The sequence below is a fragment of the Streptomyces sp. AF1A genome (assembly GCF_047340315.1).
Classification (GTDB): domain Bacteria; phylum Actinomycetota; class Actinomycetes; order Streptomycetales; family Streptomycetaceae; genus Streptomyces.
Genome location: NZ_JBLEBI010000032.1, coordinates 1 through 16270, shown reverse-complemented (window position 1 = coordinate 16270; position 16270 = coordinate 1). Strand labels below are relative to the sequence as shown.

The window sequence follows — 16270 nt, the reverse complement described above, 5'->3', positions numbered from 1 at the left end:
CGGACCTGCTCCCCTTCGCTGTGCATCCTTTTTGCGCCGCTTCGCCGCCGACAGCTGTTTCCCGGCTCCGCGCACGGCCGGCGAAGCCAGTGCTGCGCACACCCTTCCGGCCCCGGCGCTAGCTGCCACGCCGTACCGCCCCCGCAAGGATCAGACCCTCGACCGCCTCGTACTGCCGGCGCTGCTCCTCCGCCGTCCGGCGCCCGGAGAGCATCGTGCCGGCCCAGCCGAGGGCGAAGCCCAGGGGAACGCTCACCACGCCGGTGGTGGTGAAGGGGAACCAGTTGAAGTCGGCCTGCGGGAAGGCGGAGAGGGGAGAGCCGGAGACCAGGTTGGATCCGGTCATGAGGACGACGGTGGACACCGTGCCGCCGATGAGGGTGAACAGCAGGCCCATGCGGGTGTAGCGGCGCCAGAAGAGGCTGTAGACGAGCGCCGGTGCCAGGGCGGAGGCGCCGATGGAGACCGACAGCAGCACCAGCGGCTGCAGGTTGTGGTGCTGGACGAGCGTGGCCAGCAGGATGGTGGGGGCGCCCACGGCCAGGGCGGACACCCGGGCGAGCGTCATCTCGCGGCGCGGGGTCGTGGAGCGCAGGTTGGGTGCGAAGAGGTCGTGGGCGAGGGTGTTCGCACACGCCAGGATCATCCCGGCGACCGAGGCCAGCAAGGTGAGGAAGAGCGCCGTGGTGACCATGGTGAACAGGAAGGTCTCGCCCGTCGACACGTCCGCCCCGAACGCGGCCCGCACGCCCAGCAGATAGGCGGTGCGGCCCTGGGGATCGGCGCCCGCGATCGCGGCCCGCCCGATCACCGCCGTCGCGCCGAAGCCGATGACGGTGATGATCAGCACGAAGAGGGCGACGCACGGCACCGCCCAGGACATCGACCGGCGCACCTGGCGGGCGCTGCTCGCGGTGTACATGCGCATGGTGACGTGCGGCAGGCAGCCGGCGCCGAGGACGACGGTGAGCTCCGAGCTGATCATGTCGAGCCTGGGGTACGACCCGCCGGAGAACTCCATGCCGGGGTGCAGATAGGTCGTCCCCACCCCGCTCCGCGCCGCCGCCGCGGAGAACAGTCTGCCCGCGTCCCAGTCGAACTGCCGCATCAGCAGGAAGGCCACGATGGCGCCGGAGCCCAGCAGCATGACGATCTTCAGGATCTGGACCAGGGCCGTGCCCTTCATGCCGCCGATCGCCGCGTAACTGATCATGAGCGCGCCGATTCCGACGATGCAGCCGGTCTTCAGCGAGTCGCTGGAGAAGCCGAGGATGAACGACAGCAGATCGCCGGTGCCGGCGAGCTGGATCAGCATCATGGGAACCAGCGCCGCGATGGTCGTGGCACACGCGGCGATGCGCACCGCCCGTCCCGGGGTCCGCCGCGCCAGGACGTCGCCCATGGTGAACCGGCCCGCGTTGCGCAGCGGTTCGGCCAGCAGGAACATCAGCAGCATCAGGGACAGGGCCGTGCTCAGCGCGAGGACGACGCCGTCGTACCCGTTCAGCGCTATCACCCCGCCGGTGGACAGGACCGTCGCCGCGGAGATGTAGTCCCCGGCGATGGCCAGGCCGTTGCGCATCGACGACAGCGATCCGTACCCCGTGTAGAACTCGTCGAGGTCGTCCCGGTCGGGCCCCGTCATCACGCACAGCAGCAGGATGACCGTGGCGACCGCCGTGAACGCCACCAGAGACATCGCCTGCTCGGAATCGCCGAACCCGCTCACCGTGCCGCCCCCCGCCGCGCGTCCGCCTCGGCCTGCTTGCGCATGCGGTCCGCTATCGGGTCGACCCTGCGGCGCGCCGTGTACTCGTACAGCCAGATCGACAGGCAGGTGACGGGCAACTGCAGCAGCCCGAGCAGCAGCCCGGTCGGGACGCCACCGGACACCGTGCCGGTCATCAACGACGGCGCGAAGGCGGACAGCAGGAGGAAGAGCGAGAAGTAACCGAGCGCCGTGAACGTCGCCGCACGCCGCTGCCGGCGGTAGGCGCCTCGCAGGGACCCGAGGTCACTGGGCCGGCCGACCACCGCGAGGCGCATCGTTTCTGCACTCTGCGGCTGCGGCGGCCAGGAGGGGACGAACGGTGGAGCGGACGGCAGGAAGGGGTCGTAGGGCGGTGGCGGGTGGTGCGGTTGGTATTCGGGGGACGAGAACGCGTCTGTCATCCCGTGTCTCCTTGCGTGGCTCGGGGCCCGTGCGGACCGCAGGGAGCGGGGGGTGTGCGCACGCTACTGGCAGGTAGGCGTTTAGGCGAGGGTTTCCGCAAACTGAATAGTCGGTATGCGGGGAGGCGCTGGTCACAGGAGGACGGGCCGACCGCACCGGCCGGGCTCCATGAAGGGCCTCCGCCTGCGACAGGCGCACGGACGGGCCGGGGCGTGGGCCGAGCAGCGCACCGACGGGTGCACCGACGGGTCAGGGCGTGGCCGCGCGCCACACCGACAGGCGCACGGACGGGCCGGGGCGTGGGCCGAGCAGCGCACCGACGGGTGCACCGACGGGCCGGAGCGCCGCGGAACAGCGCACCGACAGGTCAGGGCGTGGCCGAGTTCAGCCGCCGTACCAGGGCGACCGCCTCCTGTTCCCCGCCTCGCGGAGCGTCGGGCCACTCGTCGACCCGGTCCCACCAGTAGTCACGCGGGGTTCCCGGGTAGCGGGGAAGGAGGTGAACGTGCAGGTGCGGAACGTTGTCCCCGATGACGGCGGCGTACACATGCTCGGCACCGGCGACTTCGCGGAGCCGGCGCGCCGCGTGGGCACACCACTGCCCTACCCGTTGCGCCTCCGCGTCCGTGAGATCGGCCAGACCAGGAGCGTGCCGACGCGGTTCCACGAGCAGATGGCCCAGGTAGACCGCATCGGAGCCGCCGGGCGCCCGCGGGGACAGGTGCGAGACGACCACAAGATCGTCGTTCCATACCGGGCCTCCCGGCATCAGGGACTCCTCACGGTGCTTGCCGCAGACGAAGCAGTCCGGCAGCCCGAGCTCATGTGTCATGTCCGGAATGATGCCCGCATGCAGGGCAGGCCGCCCTGGGTCCGAGGGGCCCGATGCCCTTCCCTTCGCGACCGCCACCGGGGCGTCCAGGGTCGGCACAGCCCGAGATGCTGGGTGGTCAAGGGGTGACTAGCGTGGAGGGAAAGGGCCGCGATCCGGGCGTACGCCCGCCGCCGACGGCGAGGGCCCTGGTGTCCGGGCCGCCAGGCGCAGGCGTGCTCCGCCTCCACGGCGACATCGACGACCGCGACGAGTCTCCTTGGGTCCGCCGCGGCATCCCCTTGGTGCCGGGCACCCGACGACGGGCCGGGCCGGGGGTGGAAGGAAGGAAGGCCCATGAAGGCACAACGCGCCAGGCGACTGTTCGCAGCATCCGCGGTCGGCCTTCTCATGGCCGGCGCGGCCACGATCGGCGCGGCGGGAACGGCCTCCGCAGCCGCTCCGACCCACGCCCCCACCAACCACGGCCGCTGCTGGTCGGGCGACTGCTACGGCTACGGCTACGGCAACCGGGGCGGCTTCTTCCGCAACGGCGGCTTCGGCTACGGCGGCTTCGGCGGCTACGGCTACGGCTACGGCTACGGCGGCTACGGCTACGGCTATCCCGGGTTCAACGGCGGCCCCGTGGTGGTCGTGCTGGGCTGAGTCAGGGAGACAGCACAGGCCCACGCCGGAATCGAAGAAGACCCAGGTCCATGACAGCGACCTGGGTCTTCACGCACCCTTCCTCTGCCCCGGACCGGAAGAGGTTTTCTCGCACGGGTCGAAGACCGGTCCCGCGTACCAGGAGTGGATGCCAGTCCGCGTCAGGCTTGTCCGAGGCGAGGTCGGCGGTTTGGCCTTCGCGTCCCGTCAGGTCGCTGCCGGTTCGGGCGGAAGCAGCACCCCCGCCGTCAGGCCGGTGGTCAGGAGATCCGCGTAGTCGCGGGCCAGTTCGGTGGCTTGGCGGGCGGCGGTGCGTAGTTCGTGGACGCGGCGGAAGGCTTCGCCGTAGCGGCGTTGCTCCTGGAGGGGCAGGAGCGGTACGCGCAGTCGGCCGGGTTGGAGGTGGATGGTGGTGCTGCCGGTGGATGCCCCGGTGATGTTGTCGTGCACGCCGACGAAGCCCGCGAGGAACCAGGGGTCCAGTCGTGTCGGGTCGGGACGCAGAAGGTAGAGGTCATGGCCGAGCAGAACACCGATGTCCCGCTCTTCGGCCAGTCGGGCCATGCTCCCGCTGCCCCCGGGGAACATCCGCACCAGAACGTCGCCTTCGGCGATGGCCGGTGACGATTTCAAAGGCACGCTGTCGAGGAAGGTGCCCGAGGCGGATACGCCGTCCGCGATGTCGGTGCCGTAGAGGACCAACCGTCCAGCGTTCTCGGCCCTCCATCGCGCACCCTCGGTCTTCTCCCGGACGTCGTTCGCCGCCCGCAGGATCTCCAGGGCGCCGCCGCGGGCGAGGTCGGAGATGGTGGCTGTGCGCCACTGCCGTGGGAAGCCGCCGGTGGGCTGCCATGTGCCCTGGGCGGCTTCGGCGAGGAGGCCGGTGTGCTCGGTCAGTTGCTTGCGGTGCTCCTCGGCCTGCCGTGCCACCTGGGCTGGGTCGATGTCGGCGGGCAGGGCGCGGACCTGGCGGGCTGGAGTGAGGTCGACGACCTCGTCGAGGAGGTCCACGACGGGGACCGCGCGGGCGATGCCGGGCTCGTCGGAGAAGGACTCCGGGTCGGCTCGGAAGGCCGTCCAGTGGTCCAGGACGGTGTCGGTCAACTCGTCCCAGTCGAGGGCGCCGCGGCGCCGGCGCGTCCCCAGCGGGCCGAGCGTGCTGTCGGCCCGGCTGCGTGGCCTGTCCTGTTGCCGCTCACCGCCGGCGTCCACGAACAGCACCGAGGTGCGGTCCGGGCCGTCTGGCTCGGGGGCTTGCAGGATCCACAGCTGGAGTCCGATGTGCAGGGGTGCGGCCGCGCCGGGCGGGAGGGCGGCTACGGCGCGCAGGGAGCCGCTGCGTACCAGTTGGGCGCGTACGCGGCGACCCGAGGCGCGTGCGGCGATGGCGGGGGGCAGGAGCAGCACCGCGTAACCGCCGGGGCGCAGATGGGCCAGGGCGTGCTGGATCCAGGCGAGTTCGGACTCCATGCGCGGTGGGACGCCGTAGGCCCAGCGGGGGTCGTAGGCCAGTTCGTCGTGGCCCCAGTCGCGGTCGCCGTAAGGGGGGTTGCACAGCACCGCGTCCACTGGGGGCTGCGGGAAGGCGTCGTGGCGCAGGCTGTCACCGGCCTGTACGGCCACCGCCGCGTCGGGCGTGGCGAGTAGCAGGCGTACCGCGCTGCGTTGGGCCTGCACCGGCAGGGCGTCCTGGCCGTACAGCTCGCGGGCACCGTGGCGTGCGGCGGCGGCCAGCAGGGTGCCGCTGCCGCACGCCGGGTCCAGGACGCGGGTCGTGCCGGTGGGCAGCAGACGTGCCATGAGGTCGGCCAGGCGGTCGGGGGTCTGGTAGGTGCCAGTGGAGGCGCTGTCCTCCAGTTCCCGCTCGGCGAGCACGTCGAGGACGGCCTGCGCGCCCTCCTCCCGTACGCAGTGGATCAGCGCCCGCACGATGCCTGCGTCGGCCGCCGTGAAGGGGACGACCTCGGTCAGCGGCACTGCGTCGGCGAGCTCGGCGACGGCGGCGTCGGCGTGTGCGGCGAGGTCCGCGTCCGGCAGGCCGGCCAGCGCGGTCAGCTCGTGCGGGGAGCGGCCGGAGGTGGCGAGGACGAGCGGGAGCAGCGGTGCGGCCGAGTCGGCACCCGCGGGGCGCAGTCGCAGCAGGGTGCGGAGTTCCTCGGCGGGGGCGGCGGCGGTGGTCTGTCCGCGGGAGCGGAGCCAGGCGCGCACGGTTTCCAGGTCGTAGAGAGGGCTGGTCTCGGTGCCGCCGGTCGGTGCCGGGAAGTCCTCGTGCCGGCGGCGCCAGTTGCTGACGGTGGCGCGCGTGACCCCCGCGATGCGGGAGATCTCCGCGGCTGTCACCTGGGCTGACGGCTGGGCCATGACGCGTTCTCACCTCTCATGGGGGGACAGCGGCCACGATACCTCTACCTAAACCTGTTAACAGGTTTGACAGTGCTTTCAGTGTGCTGCTTATCTGTAGACGCTTCCGGTCGGCAGTGAGCCCGGCGGAGGCACCCGGGGCCGTTTTGGCCGCTTCGGCCTGCCCTGGGACACCAGATGAGGCCTCACGAGGGGGGAGACCTGCTTGACCGAGACGGGCGAGCCCGAACTGACCGTGTACCACCGCCACCTGGCGCAGTTGCCGAAGCGCGAGGACGGGGAGAACTTCCGGGCCTTGCTCGGCCAGGCCCGCCACATCACCGGTAAGTCCTACGAGACCAACCTCTACGACCACCAGCAGGCCTTCCGCCTCCTGTGGCGCCACCTGGAGCGCAGCGGCTACCTCCGCCGCGCCCACCGCGAGGCTCGCGCCCGCCTCGCCTCCGGTCACGTCGGGCCCGACGAGCGCGCCGAGCTGGAGCTGTTCCTCACGGTCTACGGCCAGGTCCACCCGTCGAGCGTCACCGGCGCCTGATCCACACGAGGCCGCCGACTCCCGGCCAAGCCCGGCCCGCGCTGCATGCGCGGCGCCGTCCCGCACCTCGAACTGCCGCGCCTGGTCCCGCTGTGGGCTCCAGGCACCCTCGCCACCTGGGCGGCCTGACACACATTCCAGCTTCACACATCACACGCACCCGCAAGGCGCATCCACATCCCATGGGGGGACCATGAGCCAGCAGCAGTACCCGCAGCAGCCGCAGCCCGGTTGGGGCGGCCCGCAGCAGCAGGGCTACGGCACTCCGCCGTTCCAGCCGCAGCCGCCGAAGAAGTCGAAGGCAGGGAAGATCGTCGGCTTCGGCTGCCTCGGCGTCGTCGCCCTCTTCGTCCTGATCGGGATCGCCGCCGCGGCCGGCGGCGGAAACGGCGACTCCACCGACACCGGCGCCAAGGACAAGGCCGTCGCCGCCGGCCGCACACCGAAGTCCCACAAGGCTCAGTCGACGCCCGCTCAGCAGACGAAGACGCAGGCGGAGCAATTCGAGGCCTGCGTCGCCAAGTCCGGCACGACCACGGAGAAGAAGGCCGTCCAGCACGTCACGAAGGTGACCGGCACGGACAAGCGGAACGACATCCTGGACTCGGCCGAGGTGTACACCGACTTCACTGGCGGGCTCATGAGCCCCAACCAGGGTGACGCGAAGCTGATCGCGTCGGCGTTCGCGTCGTGCTACGAGTCGAAGAACGGGCTCGTCACCGTGTACGGCAAGGACGGCGACATGATCGCGAACGGCAACTACTGACCTTGCCACCCGACTGGTCCCGCCGGCCCGCGACGGCGGGACCTCGTCCACGCGGCAGCAGCCGTTTCAGCCGCCCGCTCAGATACCACCGAAGAAGAAGAGCAAGGCCAAGACCTGGCCTCGACTGCCTCGCCGTCGCGGCCCTTGCCACCGCGATCTCCGCTGCGGGCAGCGACATGTCCGACGCCGTCACGGCCAACAGTCGGACGGCCGTACCCATGGACGCCTTCAGCCATGCGTGCCCTGCGCGACGACATGCTGTCCGGTGCTGCAGGCAAACAAGTTGGACACACCGAAGATCACAAGAACATCACACACCTTCACAACTCTCACACATATCGGCCTGCTGGATGTAACTTGATGCAGCTTTCAACAACAAGGGGACGAATTGCAGACGGATGCAGACCTGCCCGATCCGGGCATGACTCTGCCCATCCGCATGTGAGGCCGCGCTGCCACGCCGTGTGTGCTGCCGCACCCTGGCCTTGCGCACGGTCGAACCGTGACTGCCCTTCGTCCCCGATGGTCAACGGGGAACAGCTATGGAGCTAGACATGGGAGTCAATGCCGCCCAGGGGCCCACGGTTGCCGCGGCGGCGGCCGATGACGGTGCTCCGGCCCCGCGCCTTACGGTCGTCGGAACGGGCTATCTCGGCGCCACCCACGCGATCTGCATGGCGGTTCTGGGATTCGACGTCCTGGGCGTGGACGTGGACGCGGGCAAGGTTGACAGGCTCAACGAAGGGCAGGTGCCCTTCTTCGAGCCGGGCCTTCCTGAGTTGCTGACCAAGGCGCTGGACTCTGGCCGGCTGCGGTTCACCACGAGCTTCGCCGAAGCCGCTGACTTCGGTGACGTCCACTTCGTCTGCGTGGGCACGCCTCAGCGGCCGGATTCCGATGCGGCGGACCTGCGGTACGTCGACAGTGCGGTGGAGGAACTGGCGGCGCATCTGCGCAGGCGTGCTCTGGTGGTCGGCAAGTCCACGGTGCCTGTTGGTACCGCGGCTCGGCTGACGGAGCTGGTGCGGCGTGTGGCGCCGGCTGGTGACGAGGTCGAACTGGCCTGGAATCCTGAGTTCCTGCGCGAGGGATTCGCCGTCGACGACACGCTCCGGCCCGACCGACTCGTCTTCGGTGTCTCCTCGGAGTGGGCGGAGAAGCAGCTGCGCGCGGCGTTCGCGCCTGTCATCGCCGAGGGTACGCCGGTGGTGGTGACTGACCTGACGACCGCCGAGCTGGTCAAGGTGGCGGCCAACTCCTTCCTGGCCACCAAGATCTCCTACATCAACGCCATGGCGGAGGTCTGCGAGACGGTCGGCGGGGATGTGACCCAACTGGCCGAGGCGCTGGCCTACGACGACCGGATCGGTGGGCGCTTCCTCAGTCCCGGGCTGGGCTTTGGCGGGGGTTGCCTTCCCAAGGACATCCGGGCGTTCGCGCACCGTGCCGAAGAACTCGGGGTGGGTCAGGCGGTCGGCTTCCTGCGCGAGGTGGACGCGATCAACAAGCGTCGCCGTACCCGCACGGTGGACCTCGTCAGGGAACTAGCGGGCGGCAGCCTGCACGGTGTGAGGGTGACGGCGCTGGGGGCTGCCTTCAAGCCGAACTCCGACGACATCCGTGACGCGCCGGCCCTGGACGTCGCGCGCAGTCTGCATCGCATGGGGGCCGTCGTCACTGTCGTCGATCCTGCCGCCACCGATAACGCGCGGCGCTGCCATCCAGAGCTCACCTACGCCACCGATGCCCTTGCTGCAGCGGCGGGTGCCGACGTAGTCGTCCTGCTGACCGAGTGGAACGAGTTCCGTCACATCGATCCCGATGCCATGGGTGCCGCTGTCGCCCACCGGCGCATCGTCGATGGCCGCCACGCCCTTGATGCGGCCCAGTGGCGTGCGGCCGGCTGGGAGTACCGCGCCCTCGGCCGGCCCTGAAGCCCGCGGGCTCCAAAGCCCTAATTCACCTAAGACCCCCAGCAACTGACGTCGCGTTGCGCAATGCGTTCTGGATCACAAAGCGACACCTGAGATTCCGTTCAACCTGCACATGCAATCTTCACATTTTCTCCATCTTTCCTACTCCGAGGGGAGCTCTCATGTCTGATGGACAACAGCTTGCTGCAACGGGTGCCGGCGGCCTCACGATTGCCGGCGTGACGATCTACACCGGCTGGTGGATGCTCGCGGTAGCCGCCGGCATCGTCCTTGCGGGGATATTCGTCACCCGCGTGGGTTTCCGCAGGCGTCAGTCCGTGGGTGAGGAGTGAGCCGCAGACAACGCGGCCAGGCACCGGTGCTGTCCGCGTGGCAGCACCGGTCGGGCACGGTCCTCATCGCCATCTTTGGCCTGGCCCTGCTCACCGTCTGGACTGCCCACCACGTGCTCGTGGTCTCCAGCTGGGACTCCAAGACCACCGGACGGCTGTCCTTCGTGTGGCTGAGCACGTTCATTCTCTTCGTCATCCAGGTCACCCTCTACCACCTGGACCGGCCCACCCGCGTATCCGCCAAGGCACGTGAACGCCTCGACCGGCTCCACGTGTCGATCCTGATGCCCGTCTACAACGAGGACCCCGGCTACCTCAGGCTCGGCCTGGAATCGTTCCTGCAGCAGACCCGCCGTCCCGACAGCGTTCACGTCGTCGACGACGGTTCCACCGCCACGGACTACGCCGAAGTGCGTGACTGGTGGTTGCAGGCCGCCCCGCAGGCAGGTGTTGCCACGACCTGGCAGCGTGTCCCCAACGGCGGCAAGCGGCACGCCCAGGCGCACGGCGTCGAAGCCAGCCCGGACGCCGACATCTACATCACGGTGGACTCCGACTCCTACCTCGATCCGCACGCGGTCGAGGAGATCCTCAAGCCCTTCTCCAAGCGCCGCGTGCAGTCGGTCGCCGGCATCGTCATCGCGACGAACAACAAGGGTCCCAGCCGCCCTGTGTACAGCCCGCCGCCGGGACACGGCTCCCGCAAGGCCATCCGGCGGGCCAAGCGGGACCATCGCAAGGCCCTCCTTCACTGGCGCAGCAGTCAACTCCTGGCCCGCACCACGGACCTGTGGTTCGTGACCTCGCAGATGGTCGACCGCTCCGGGCAGTCCGCCGTAGGCGCCGTCATGGTCAACTCCGGCCCGCTGGCGGCCTACCGGGCCGCCGTCGTCCGCGACAACCTCGGCTCCTACCTGAACGAGACCTTCATGGGCCGCGGTGTCGCCTTCAGCGACGACAGCATGCTCACCCTCTACGCGCAGGAGCGCGGCCTGACGGTCCAGCAGACCACCGCCATCGTCTTCACCGCCATGCCCGAACGCTGGAACCATTTCGGACGGATGTACCTGCGCTGGATGCGCGGCTCCACGATCCGCTCCATCTGGCGCATGCGCTACCTCTCCATGGCCCGGCCCGCCTTCTGGCTCCACGCCATCCGTTGGATCCAGATGGTTCTCACCCAGCTCGTCACCATCTGGCTGATCCTGGTGGAACCCGTCGCCTACGACAACAGGCCCCCGCTGAGCATGCTGTGGATCCCCTTCCTCCTCGGCTGGGCCCAGGGTCTCCGCTACCTCGGCATCATCCGCACCGACGAACGTATCCGCTCGAGGATCATGACCTGGCTGATGATGCCCCTGGCCATCATCATGGCCTGGACCTGGTTCCGCTGGCTGCGCTGGTACGGCATCTCCACCTGCGCCAAAACCGGCTGGGGCACCCGCCAGAACGGCGCCGAAGTGTCCCTCGCCGGCAGCACCCCGACCCCAGCCCCCGCGGCCGTACCGCCGACCACTCAGGTCGCGCAGACGGTATACGCCCCGACTGACCCCTGGCACGAAGAAGCAGCCACCCACCACTACTGGCCGCCCACCGCCACCCCCTCACCCTGACCCTCTGTCCCCGGTGACCACCCGCAGCAGCGGGGACAGGCACTGAACAACCATTGCCCTCACATATGGCCGGACTGCTACCGGGCCAGTGTCATGGTTACGAACGGGTTGGGGCACTGGCTGAGCTGCGTTCGGCGGCACCTACGCTCAGCTCCCAACGCGATACGACCGGCGCCTCAACGGTTTCCACCGGGCCGGAGGGAGTAATTGTCAATCCCTGATCAGTTGAGGCCGATCATGTCGCGAGGCTGACAAGGCCTTCGATGAGGTCGAAGGCCGGCCCCCGCTCACGGGCGCATGACGCAGAACTCGTTGCCATCGGGGTCCTGCATCGTGATCCAGTCCTCACGCTCAACCTGAACCGTTGCCCCGAGGGCGCACAGCCGTTTGACCTCTGCGGCCGCATCGGTCGTGCTCAGGTCGAGATGGACTCGGTTCTTGGTCCGCTTGTCTTCTGGGACCAGTTGAAAGAAGACGCGGGGCAACCTGCTGTCCGTGCCAACGAGCAGGACAGTGGGGTCGTCCTCCGGGTCGTTGATACCCAGGGAACGCAGCCGGGCCAGCTCCTCCTCGTCGTACGGAGCGATTTCGTAGTCGTCCAGGGCTTGCGCCCAGAATCGGGCGGATGACGCCGGATGAGGGCTGTCGAAGACGATGTCCTTGATGGATGCCACAGGACTCCCTTCAGGAAGGGAACACGAGCGAGGTGACTCGAACGTCTCTCGTGGGTAACTGGTGAGGATGGTAGATCAGTTGACGGGGCTCAGGCCGCGCTGAGCTCGCGTCGTTCGACGAGCCGGCCGCGTTCGAACGGGCTCCGGCACGGGCGGGGGCGACGAGATGGGGCGCGTTCACGGCCCGCCACCGCTGCTGGGCGGTCTCGACGAGCTTGAAGACCATCGCGAGGGCGGCGGTGCGGGAGCCGGCCCCGCGGGTGACCTTGGTCCGCGGGCGGACGGTGGCGAAGATGGTCTCGATGGGGTTGGTGATGCGCGGGTGGATCCAGTGCACGGCAGGGAAGTCGTAGCCTGCGACTACGCGCCGGACCACCTTGGACCCATCGGGCCGGTTTTCCGACTTCAGAGGGCAGTGGACTGGACCCGCCCGCTGACCACAAGAACGATGAAGGCCCAGGTCAGAGACTACGACCCGGGCCTTTCGCGTGGAGCCGCTTTCGGGATTCGAACCCGAGACCTACGCATTACGAGTGCGTTGCTCTGGCCATCTGAGCTAAAGCGGCGCGTCGCCCGCACCTATGGTGCGATCGGCGACGTCGGTAAGTCTACACAGTTTCCGGGGGTGCTTCGTACTGGCCCCGGAGCGGGTGGGTCCGGGGCCAGTACGAGGGCTATGAGCAGCGCTTTCCCTCGGCCGGCGGGGTGCCGGTGAGGAGGTAGGTGTCGATCGCGGAGTCGATGCAGGTGCTGCCGCGGCCGTAGGCGGTGTGGCCGTCGCCGACGTAGGTCAGCAGGCGGCCGGAGGAGAGCTGGTGGGCCAGGGACTGGGCCCAGCGGTAGGGGGTCGCCGGGTCGCGCGTGGTGCCGACCACCACGATCGGCGCGGCGCCCCTGGCCTCGATGCGGTGCGGCACCCCCGTGGCCTCAACCGGCCAGTACGCGCAGTTCAGCGAGGCCCAGGCGAGCCCCTCCCCGAAGACGGGGGACGCCTTCTCGAAGGCGGGCAGCGCCTTCTCCACCTGGTCGGGGCCGGTGAATGCGGGCGGCAGGTCCAGGCAGTTCACGGCGGCGTTGGCCATCATCAGGTTGCTGTAGTGGCCGCTCGCGTCCCGCTCGTAGTAGGTGTCGGCGAGGGCGAGCAGGCCCGCCCCGTCGTGGTCCTGCATCGCCGAGGTCAGCGCCTCGCGCAGCTGCTCCCACGCGCTCTGGTCGTACATCGCCGCGATCACGCCGATGGTGGCCAGTGCCTCGCCGAGCCGGCGGCCGTCCGCGTCGCCCGCCGGGATGGGGTGGGCGTCCAGCTCGCGGAAGAAGGCCTTGAGGCGGTCGCCGGCCTGCCCGGGTGTCGTGCCGCTGCCGCCGAGCGGGCAGTCCGTGTGCCGCACGCAGTCCTTGGCGAAGGCCTGGAACGCCGTCTCGAAGCCCGCCGTCTGGTCGAGGTTCATCGTGCGGGCGTCGAGGGAGGGGTCCATCGCGCCGTCCAGGACCATGCGGCCCACCCGGCCGGGGAACAGGCCGGCGTACGTCGCCCCGAGGAAGGTGCCGTACGACGCCCCGACGTAGTTCAGCCTCTGCTCGCCCAGTACCGACCGCAGGATGTCCATGTCCCGTGCCGCCTCCACGGTCGAGACGTGCCGCAGCAGCCGCGCGGAGTGCGCTCCGCAGCTCTGCGCGAACTCCTGGTCCGCCGTGACCAGCGCGTCGCGCTCCCGTTGGTCGTCGGGGGTCTGGTCCGTCTGCGTGAACGCGTCCATCTGGCGGCCGTCGAGGCATTCGACGGGCTCGCTGCGGGCGACACCGCGCGGGTCCATCGCGACGATGTCGTAGCGGGCGCGGATTCCGGTGGGGTAGCCGACGCCGGCGTACTGCTGCAGGTAGGCGATCGCCGAGCCGCCCGGACCACCCGGGTTGACCAGCAGCGAACCGAGCGGCTTGCCCGGGCCGGTGGCGTTCTTGCGCGCGACGGCGAGCCGCACGTCGCCCGCGCCGGGCCTGGCGTAGTCCAGCGGGGCCTTCATCGTCGCGCACTGGAATCCGGGGACGCCGCAACTGCGCCACGTCAGCCGCTGCGTGTAGTACGGCGTCAGTGCCGCGGGCGTCGCACGCGGCAGCGCGGCCAGCGCCGCGTGCGCCGCACCGTCCGACGCGGTCGGGCCGCCGGAGGAGCAGGCGGACACGAGCAGGGTTGCGGCCATGAGGAGTGCGGCCGTGAGGCGGGCCGTGGTGCGAGTGCCGGGAGATGGCCTGGTGTGCATCAGGCGAGCGTAACGCTGAGCGACGTCACGCATGCGGTGCGTGCGCAATGTGGCCTCGTACGAGGGACAGCGGCGGCTTCGCGGCAGGATCATCGTCGTCGGCCTCCTCGCGGACTGCCCTCACCCCGCCCGCAGGGCCATCGTCATCGCCTCCACGGCCAGCAACGGGGCCACGTTGCGGTCCAGGGCCTCACGACAGGCGGCGATCGCCTCGATGCGCCGCAGGGTCGACTCGGGGCGGCTGCCCCGGGCCAGCCGCTCCAACGCGTCCTCCACGTCGGCGTTGGCGATCGCCACGCGGGAGCCGAGCTGGAGCGCGAGGACATCGCGGTAGAAGGCGGTGAGGTCGCCGAGGGCGACGTCCAGGCTGTCGCGCTGCGTCCGGGTTCTGCGGCGCTTCTGCATGTCCTCGAGGTCCTTCATGACGCCCGCCGTGCCGCGCGGCAGCCGGCCGCCCTGGGCCGCACCGAGCGCCGCCTTCAGCTCCTCGGCCTCCTTGCCGTCCATCTCCTCGGCAAGCTGCTTGGCGTCCTCGGCCGCCGCGTCGACCAGCTCCTGGGCGGCCTTGAGGCACGCGCCCACCTCGTCCAGGCGCAGGGGCAGCTTCAGCACGGCCGCGCGGCGCTCGCGGGCCGCCGGGTCGGTGGCCAGGCGCCGGGCACGGTCGACGTGTCCCTGGGTGGCGCGGGCGGCGGCCGCGGCGACCTCCGGTTCGATGCCGTCGCGCCGTACCAGCATGTCGGCGACCGCGTCGACGGACGGGGTGCGCAGGTTCAGGTGGCGGCAGCGGGAGCGGATGGTCGGCAGGACGTCCTCGATGGAGGGGGCGCACAGCAGCCAGACCGTGCGGGGGGCGGGCTCCTCCACGGCCTTGAGGACGGCGTTGGCCGACTTCTCGTTCAGCCGCTCGGCGTCCTCGACCAGGATGATCTGCCAGCGGCCGTTCGCCGGTGCGGTGAACGACTTGCGGACCGTGTCCCGCATGTCCTTCACCAGGATCTCGGAACCGACCGCGGCGACCGTGGACACGTCCGCGTGCGTGCCGAGCAGCGCGGTGTGGCAGCCGTCGCAGAAGCCGCAGCCGGGGGCTCCGCCCAGGGCGCGGTCGGGGCTCACGCACTGCAGGGCCGCGGCGAAGGCCCGTGCCGCCTGGTTCCGGCCCGCTCCGGGCGGGCCCGTGAACAGCCAGGCGTGGGTCATCTTCGACGTCTCGGGCAGCGGCTCGTCGGCCGCGGCGGCCGTGACGAGGGCGTCGGCGTCCCGCGCGGCGGCATCGAGCACCGCGCTCACCTTCTCCTGCCCGACGAGGTCGTCCCACACGGTCACCGGTCACGCCGCCCTTCCGTCACACTCCGCGTTCCGGAATCCATTGTGCGGGTGCCCACTGACAACGCGCGGCTCCCGACGGGGGAGACGGGCGCGGCCGGGAAGAAAAAGGGGCGGCGCCCACCGGTTCTCCCGGTGGGCGCCGCCCCTGCTCGCTGCCGAGCGGGCGTCAGCCGCGACGGCCCCGGCCCCTGCCGCTCTGGCCCCCGTCGTGGTCGCCGTGGTCCTGGTCGTCGTAGGAGCCCAGCAGCTCGTCCGCCAGGCTCGGCAGGTCGTCCAGCGGGGTCTCCTCGGCCCAGTCGGGGCGCGGCCGGCGGCGGGGCGTGCCGTCGGCGTCGAGTTGGGGCATCTCGCGGGTGCGGTCCTCGGTGCCGTCGGGGCCGACGGCGGACCGCTCCTCGCGGAAGAAGCCGGGCGGTACCCGGTGCGCCGGGTCCTCGTCGCGTACGGGAGGCAGGACGGCCGTCTCGTCGGCCGCGGTCGGGGGCACCGGCGGCAGCACCGCGGTCTCGTCGGCAGGGCCGGTCGGCACCGGCGGAAGGACCGCCGTCTCGTCCGCCGCACCGGACACGGCCGGCTGGGGCAGCTCCGCGGTCACCTCGGCGTCGGCGCTCTGCCCGGCGGAGCCGTCGCGCTCCCCGGTCACCCGGCGCAGCACCGCCGTCCCGTCCGTGCCGGGCGAGACCACCGGTGTCGGAACGGTCTCCTCGGCGCCCGGCGTCGCGCCCGGTCGGGCGCCTGCCGCGTCCGTCCGCGGCGCCACGACCGGCGTGGGCACGGTCGAGGCGTCCGGTGCCACGCCCGGTGCGTTCGGCAGGGGC

The 16270-nt window shown here is 70.6% G+C and carries 13 protein-coding genes, 1 tRNA gene and 2 pseudogenes; 6 read left to right on the top strand and 10 right to left on the bottom strand.

Translation table 11 applies throughout. The features are described 5' to 3' along the window. Positions 1–118 precede the first annotated feature (118 nt). From ACLU3S_RS12835 to ACLU3S_RS12825, 3 genes are all read right to left on the bottom strand, one after another. The gene (locus ACLU3S_RS12835; protein ID WP_413951913.1) at positions 119–1699 is read right to left on the bottom strand and encodes a cation acetate symporter; all 1581 of its coding nucleotides are present in this window, start codon (positions 1697–1699) and stop codon (positions 119–121) included. A 26-nt stretch (positions 1700–1725) separates the two neighbouring features. Further along, entirely contained in the window at positions 1726–2172 is a 447-nt protein-coding gene (locus tag ACLU3S_RS12830) for a DUF485 domain-containing protein (protein ID WP_413951912.1), read from the bottom strand. A gap of 368 nt (positions 2173–2540) precedes the next feature. After that, a complete protein-coding gene (locus ACLU3S_RS12825; RefSeq protein WP_413951911.1) occupies positions 2541–3005 on the bottom strand; it encodes an HIT family protein in 465 nt (154 codons plus the stop codon). Positions 3006–3341: 336 nt separating this feature from the next. Here ACLU3S_RS12825 and ACLU3S_RS12820 point away from each other — a divergent pair, with 336 nt between their 5' ends. Then, a complete protein-coding gene (locus ACLU3S_RS12820; protein ID WP_413951910.1) occupies positions 3342–3650 on the top strand; it encodes a hypothetical protein in 309 nt (102 codons plus the stop codon). A 207-nt stretch (positions 3651–3857) separates the two neighbouring features. Here the strand turns inward: ACLU3S_RS12820 and ACLU3S_RS12815 are convergent, their stop codons facing one another. Next, positions 3858–6011: an N-6 DNA methylase gene (locus tag ACLU3S_RS12815; RefSeq protein WP_413951909.1), complete on the bottom strand. Its 2154-nt coding sequence runs from the start codon at positions 6009–6011 to the stop codon at positions 3858–3860. Positions 6012–6216: 205 nt separating this feature from the next. Here ACLU3S_RS12815 and ACLU3S_RS12810 point away from each other — a divergent pair, with 205 nt between their 5' ends. The 5 genes from ACLU3S_RS12810 (at position 6217) to ACLU3S_RS12790 (ending at position 11191) form a co-directional block, all read left to right on the top strand. Beyond that, positions 6217–6546, top strand: coding sequence for a hypothetical protein (locus tag ACLU3S_RS12810; RefSeq protein ID WP_413951908.1), 330 nt, complete (start codon positions 6217–6219; stop codon positions 6544–6546). Between the two features lie 193 nt (positions 6547–6739). Further along, positions 6740–7312: a hypothetical protein gene (locus tag ACLU3S_RS12805; RefSeq protein WP_413951907.1), complete on the top strand. Its 573-nt coding sequence runs from the start codon at positions 6740–6742 to the stop codon at positions 7310–7312. Between the two features lie 554 nt (positions 7313–7866). Continuing rightward, positions 7867–9246, top strand: coding sequence for a UDP-glucose dehydrogenase family protein (locus ACLU3S_RS12800; RefSeq protein ID WP_413951906.1), 1380 nt, complete (start codon positions 7867–7869; stop codon positions 9244–9246). A 161-nt stretch (positions 9247–9407) separates the two neighbouring features. Next, entirely contained in the window at positions 9408–9578 is a 171-nt protein-coding gene (locus ACLU3S_RS12795; RefSeq protein ID WP_413951905.1) for a hypothetical protein, read from the top strand. Next, on the top strand, positions 9575–11191 hold the full coding sequence (locus tag ACLU3S_RS12790) for a glycosyltransferase (RefSeq protein ID WP_413951904.1): 1617 nt from the start codon (positions 9575–9577) through the stop codon (positions 11189–11191). Before ACLU3S_RS12795 ends, ACLU3S_RS12790 begins: the two co-directional genes overlap by 4 nt. Before the next feature lie 287 nt (positions 11192–11478). On the opposite strand, the gene ACLU3S_RS12785 is transcribed toward ACLU3S_RS12790, so the two are convergent. The 6 genes and pseudogenes from ACLU3S_RS12785 to ACLU3S_RS12760 form a co-directional block, all read right to left on the bottom strand. Beyond that, a complete protein-coding gene (locus ACLU3S_RS12785) occupies positions 11479–11865 on the bottom strand; it encodes a VOC family protein (protein ID WP_413951903.1) in 387 nt (128 codons plus the stop codon). Between the two features lie 89 nt (positions 11866–11954). Beyond that, positions 11955–12217: pseudogene (locus ACLU3S_RS12780) on the bottom strand (IS256 family transposase); the annotation flags it as partial. 137 nt (positions 12218–12354) lie between these two features. Further along, a tRNA-Thr gene (locus ACLU3S_RS12775) sits at positions 12355–12431 on the bottom strand. A gap of 108 nt (positions 12432–12539) precedes the next feature. Next, positions 12540–14123, bottom strand: a complete 1584-nt coding sequence (locus tag ACLU3S_RS12770; protein WP_413951902.1) for an alpha/beta hydrolase — start codon at positions 14121–14123, stop codon at positions 12540–12542. 120 nt (positions 14124–14243) lie between these two features. Next, positions 14244–15449: a DNA polymerase III subunit delta' gene (locus ACLU3S_RS12765; RefSeq protein WP_413951901.1), complete on the bottom strand. Its 1206-nt coding sequence runs from the start codon at positions 15447–15449 to the stop codon at positions 14244–14246. Positions 15450–15618: 169 nt separating this feature from the next. Next, positions 15619–16270 (bottom strand): annotated as a pseudogene (locus ACLU3S_RS12760) (dTMP kinase); the annotation flags it as partial.

Coding starts and splice junctions, on each gene's coding strand:
- ACLU3S_RS12835 (WP_413951913.1), bottom strand. CDS start 1,699: ATGTCTCTGGTGGCGTTCACGGCGGTCGCCACGGTCATCCTGCTGCTG.
- ACLU3S_RS12830 (WP_413951912.1), bottom strand. CDS start 2,172: ATGACAGACGCGTTCTCGTCCCCCGAATACCAACCGCACCACCCGCCA.
- ACLU3S_RS12825 (WP_413951911.1), bottom strand. CDS start 3,005: ATGACACATGAGCTCGGGCTGCCGGACTGCTTCGTCTGCGGCAAGCAC.
- ACLU3S_RS12820 (WP_413951910.1), top strand. CDS start 3,342: ATGAAGGCACAACGCGCCAGGCGACTGTTCGCAGCATCCGCGGTCGGC.
- ACLU3S_RS12815 (WP_413951909.1), bottom strand. CDS start 6,011: ATGGCCCAGCCGTCAGCCCAGGTGACAGCCGCGGAGATCTCCCGCATC.
- ACLU3S_RS12805 (WP_413951907.1), top strand. CDS start 6,740: ATGAGCCAGCAGCAGTACCCGCAGCAGCCGCAGCCCGGTTGGGGCGGC.
- ACLU3S_RS12800 (WP_413951906.1), top strand. CDS start 7,867: ATGGGAGTCAATGCCGCCCAGGGGCCCACGGTTGCCGCGGCGGCGGCC.
- ACLU3S_RS12795 (WP_413951905.1), top strand. CDS start 9,408: ATGTCTGATGGACAACAGCTTGCTGCAACGGGTGCCGGCGGCCTCACG.
- ACLU3S_RS12770 (WP_413951902.1), bottom strand. CDS start 14,123: ATGCACACCAGGCCATCTCCCGGCACTCGCACCACGGCCCGCCTCACG.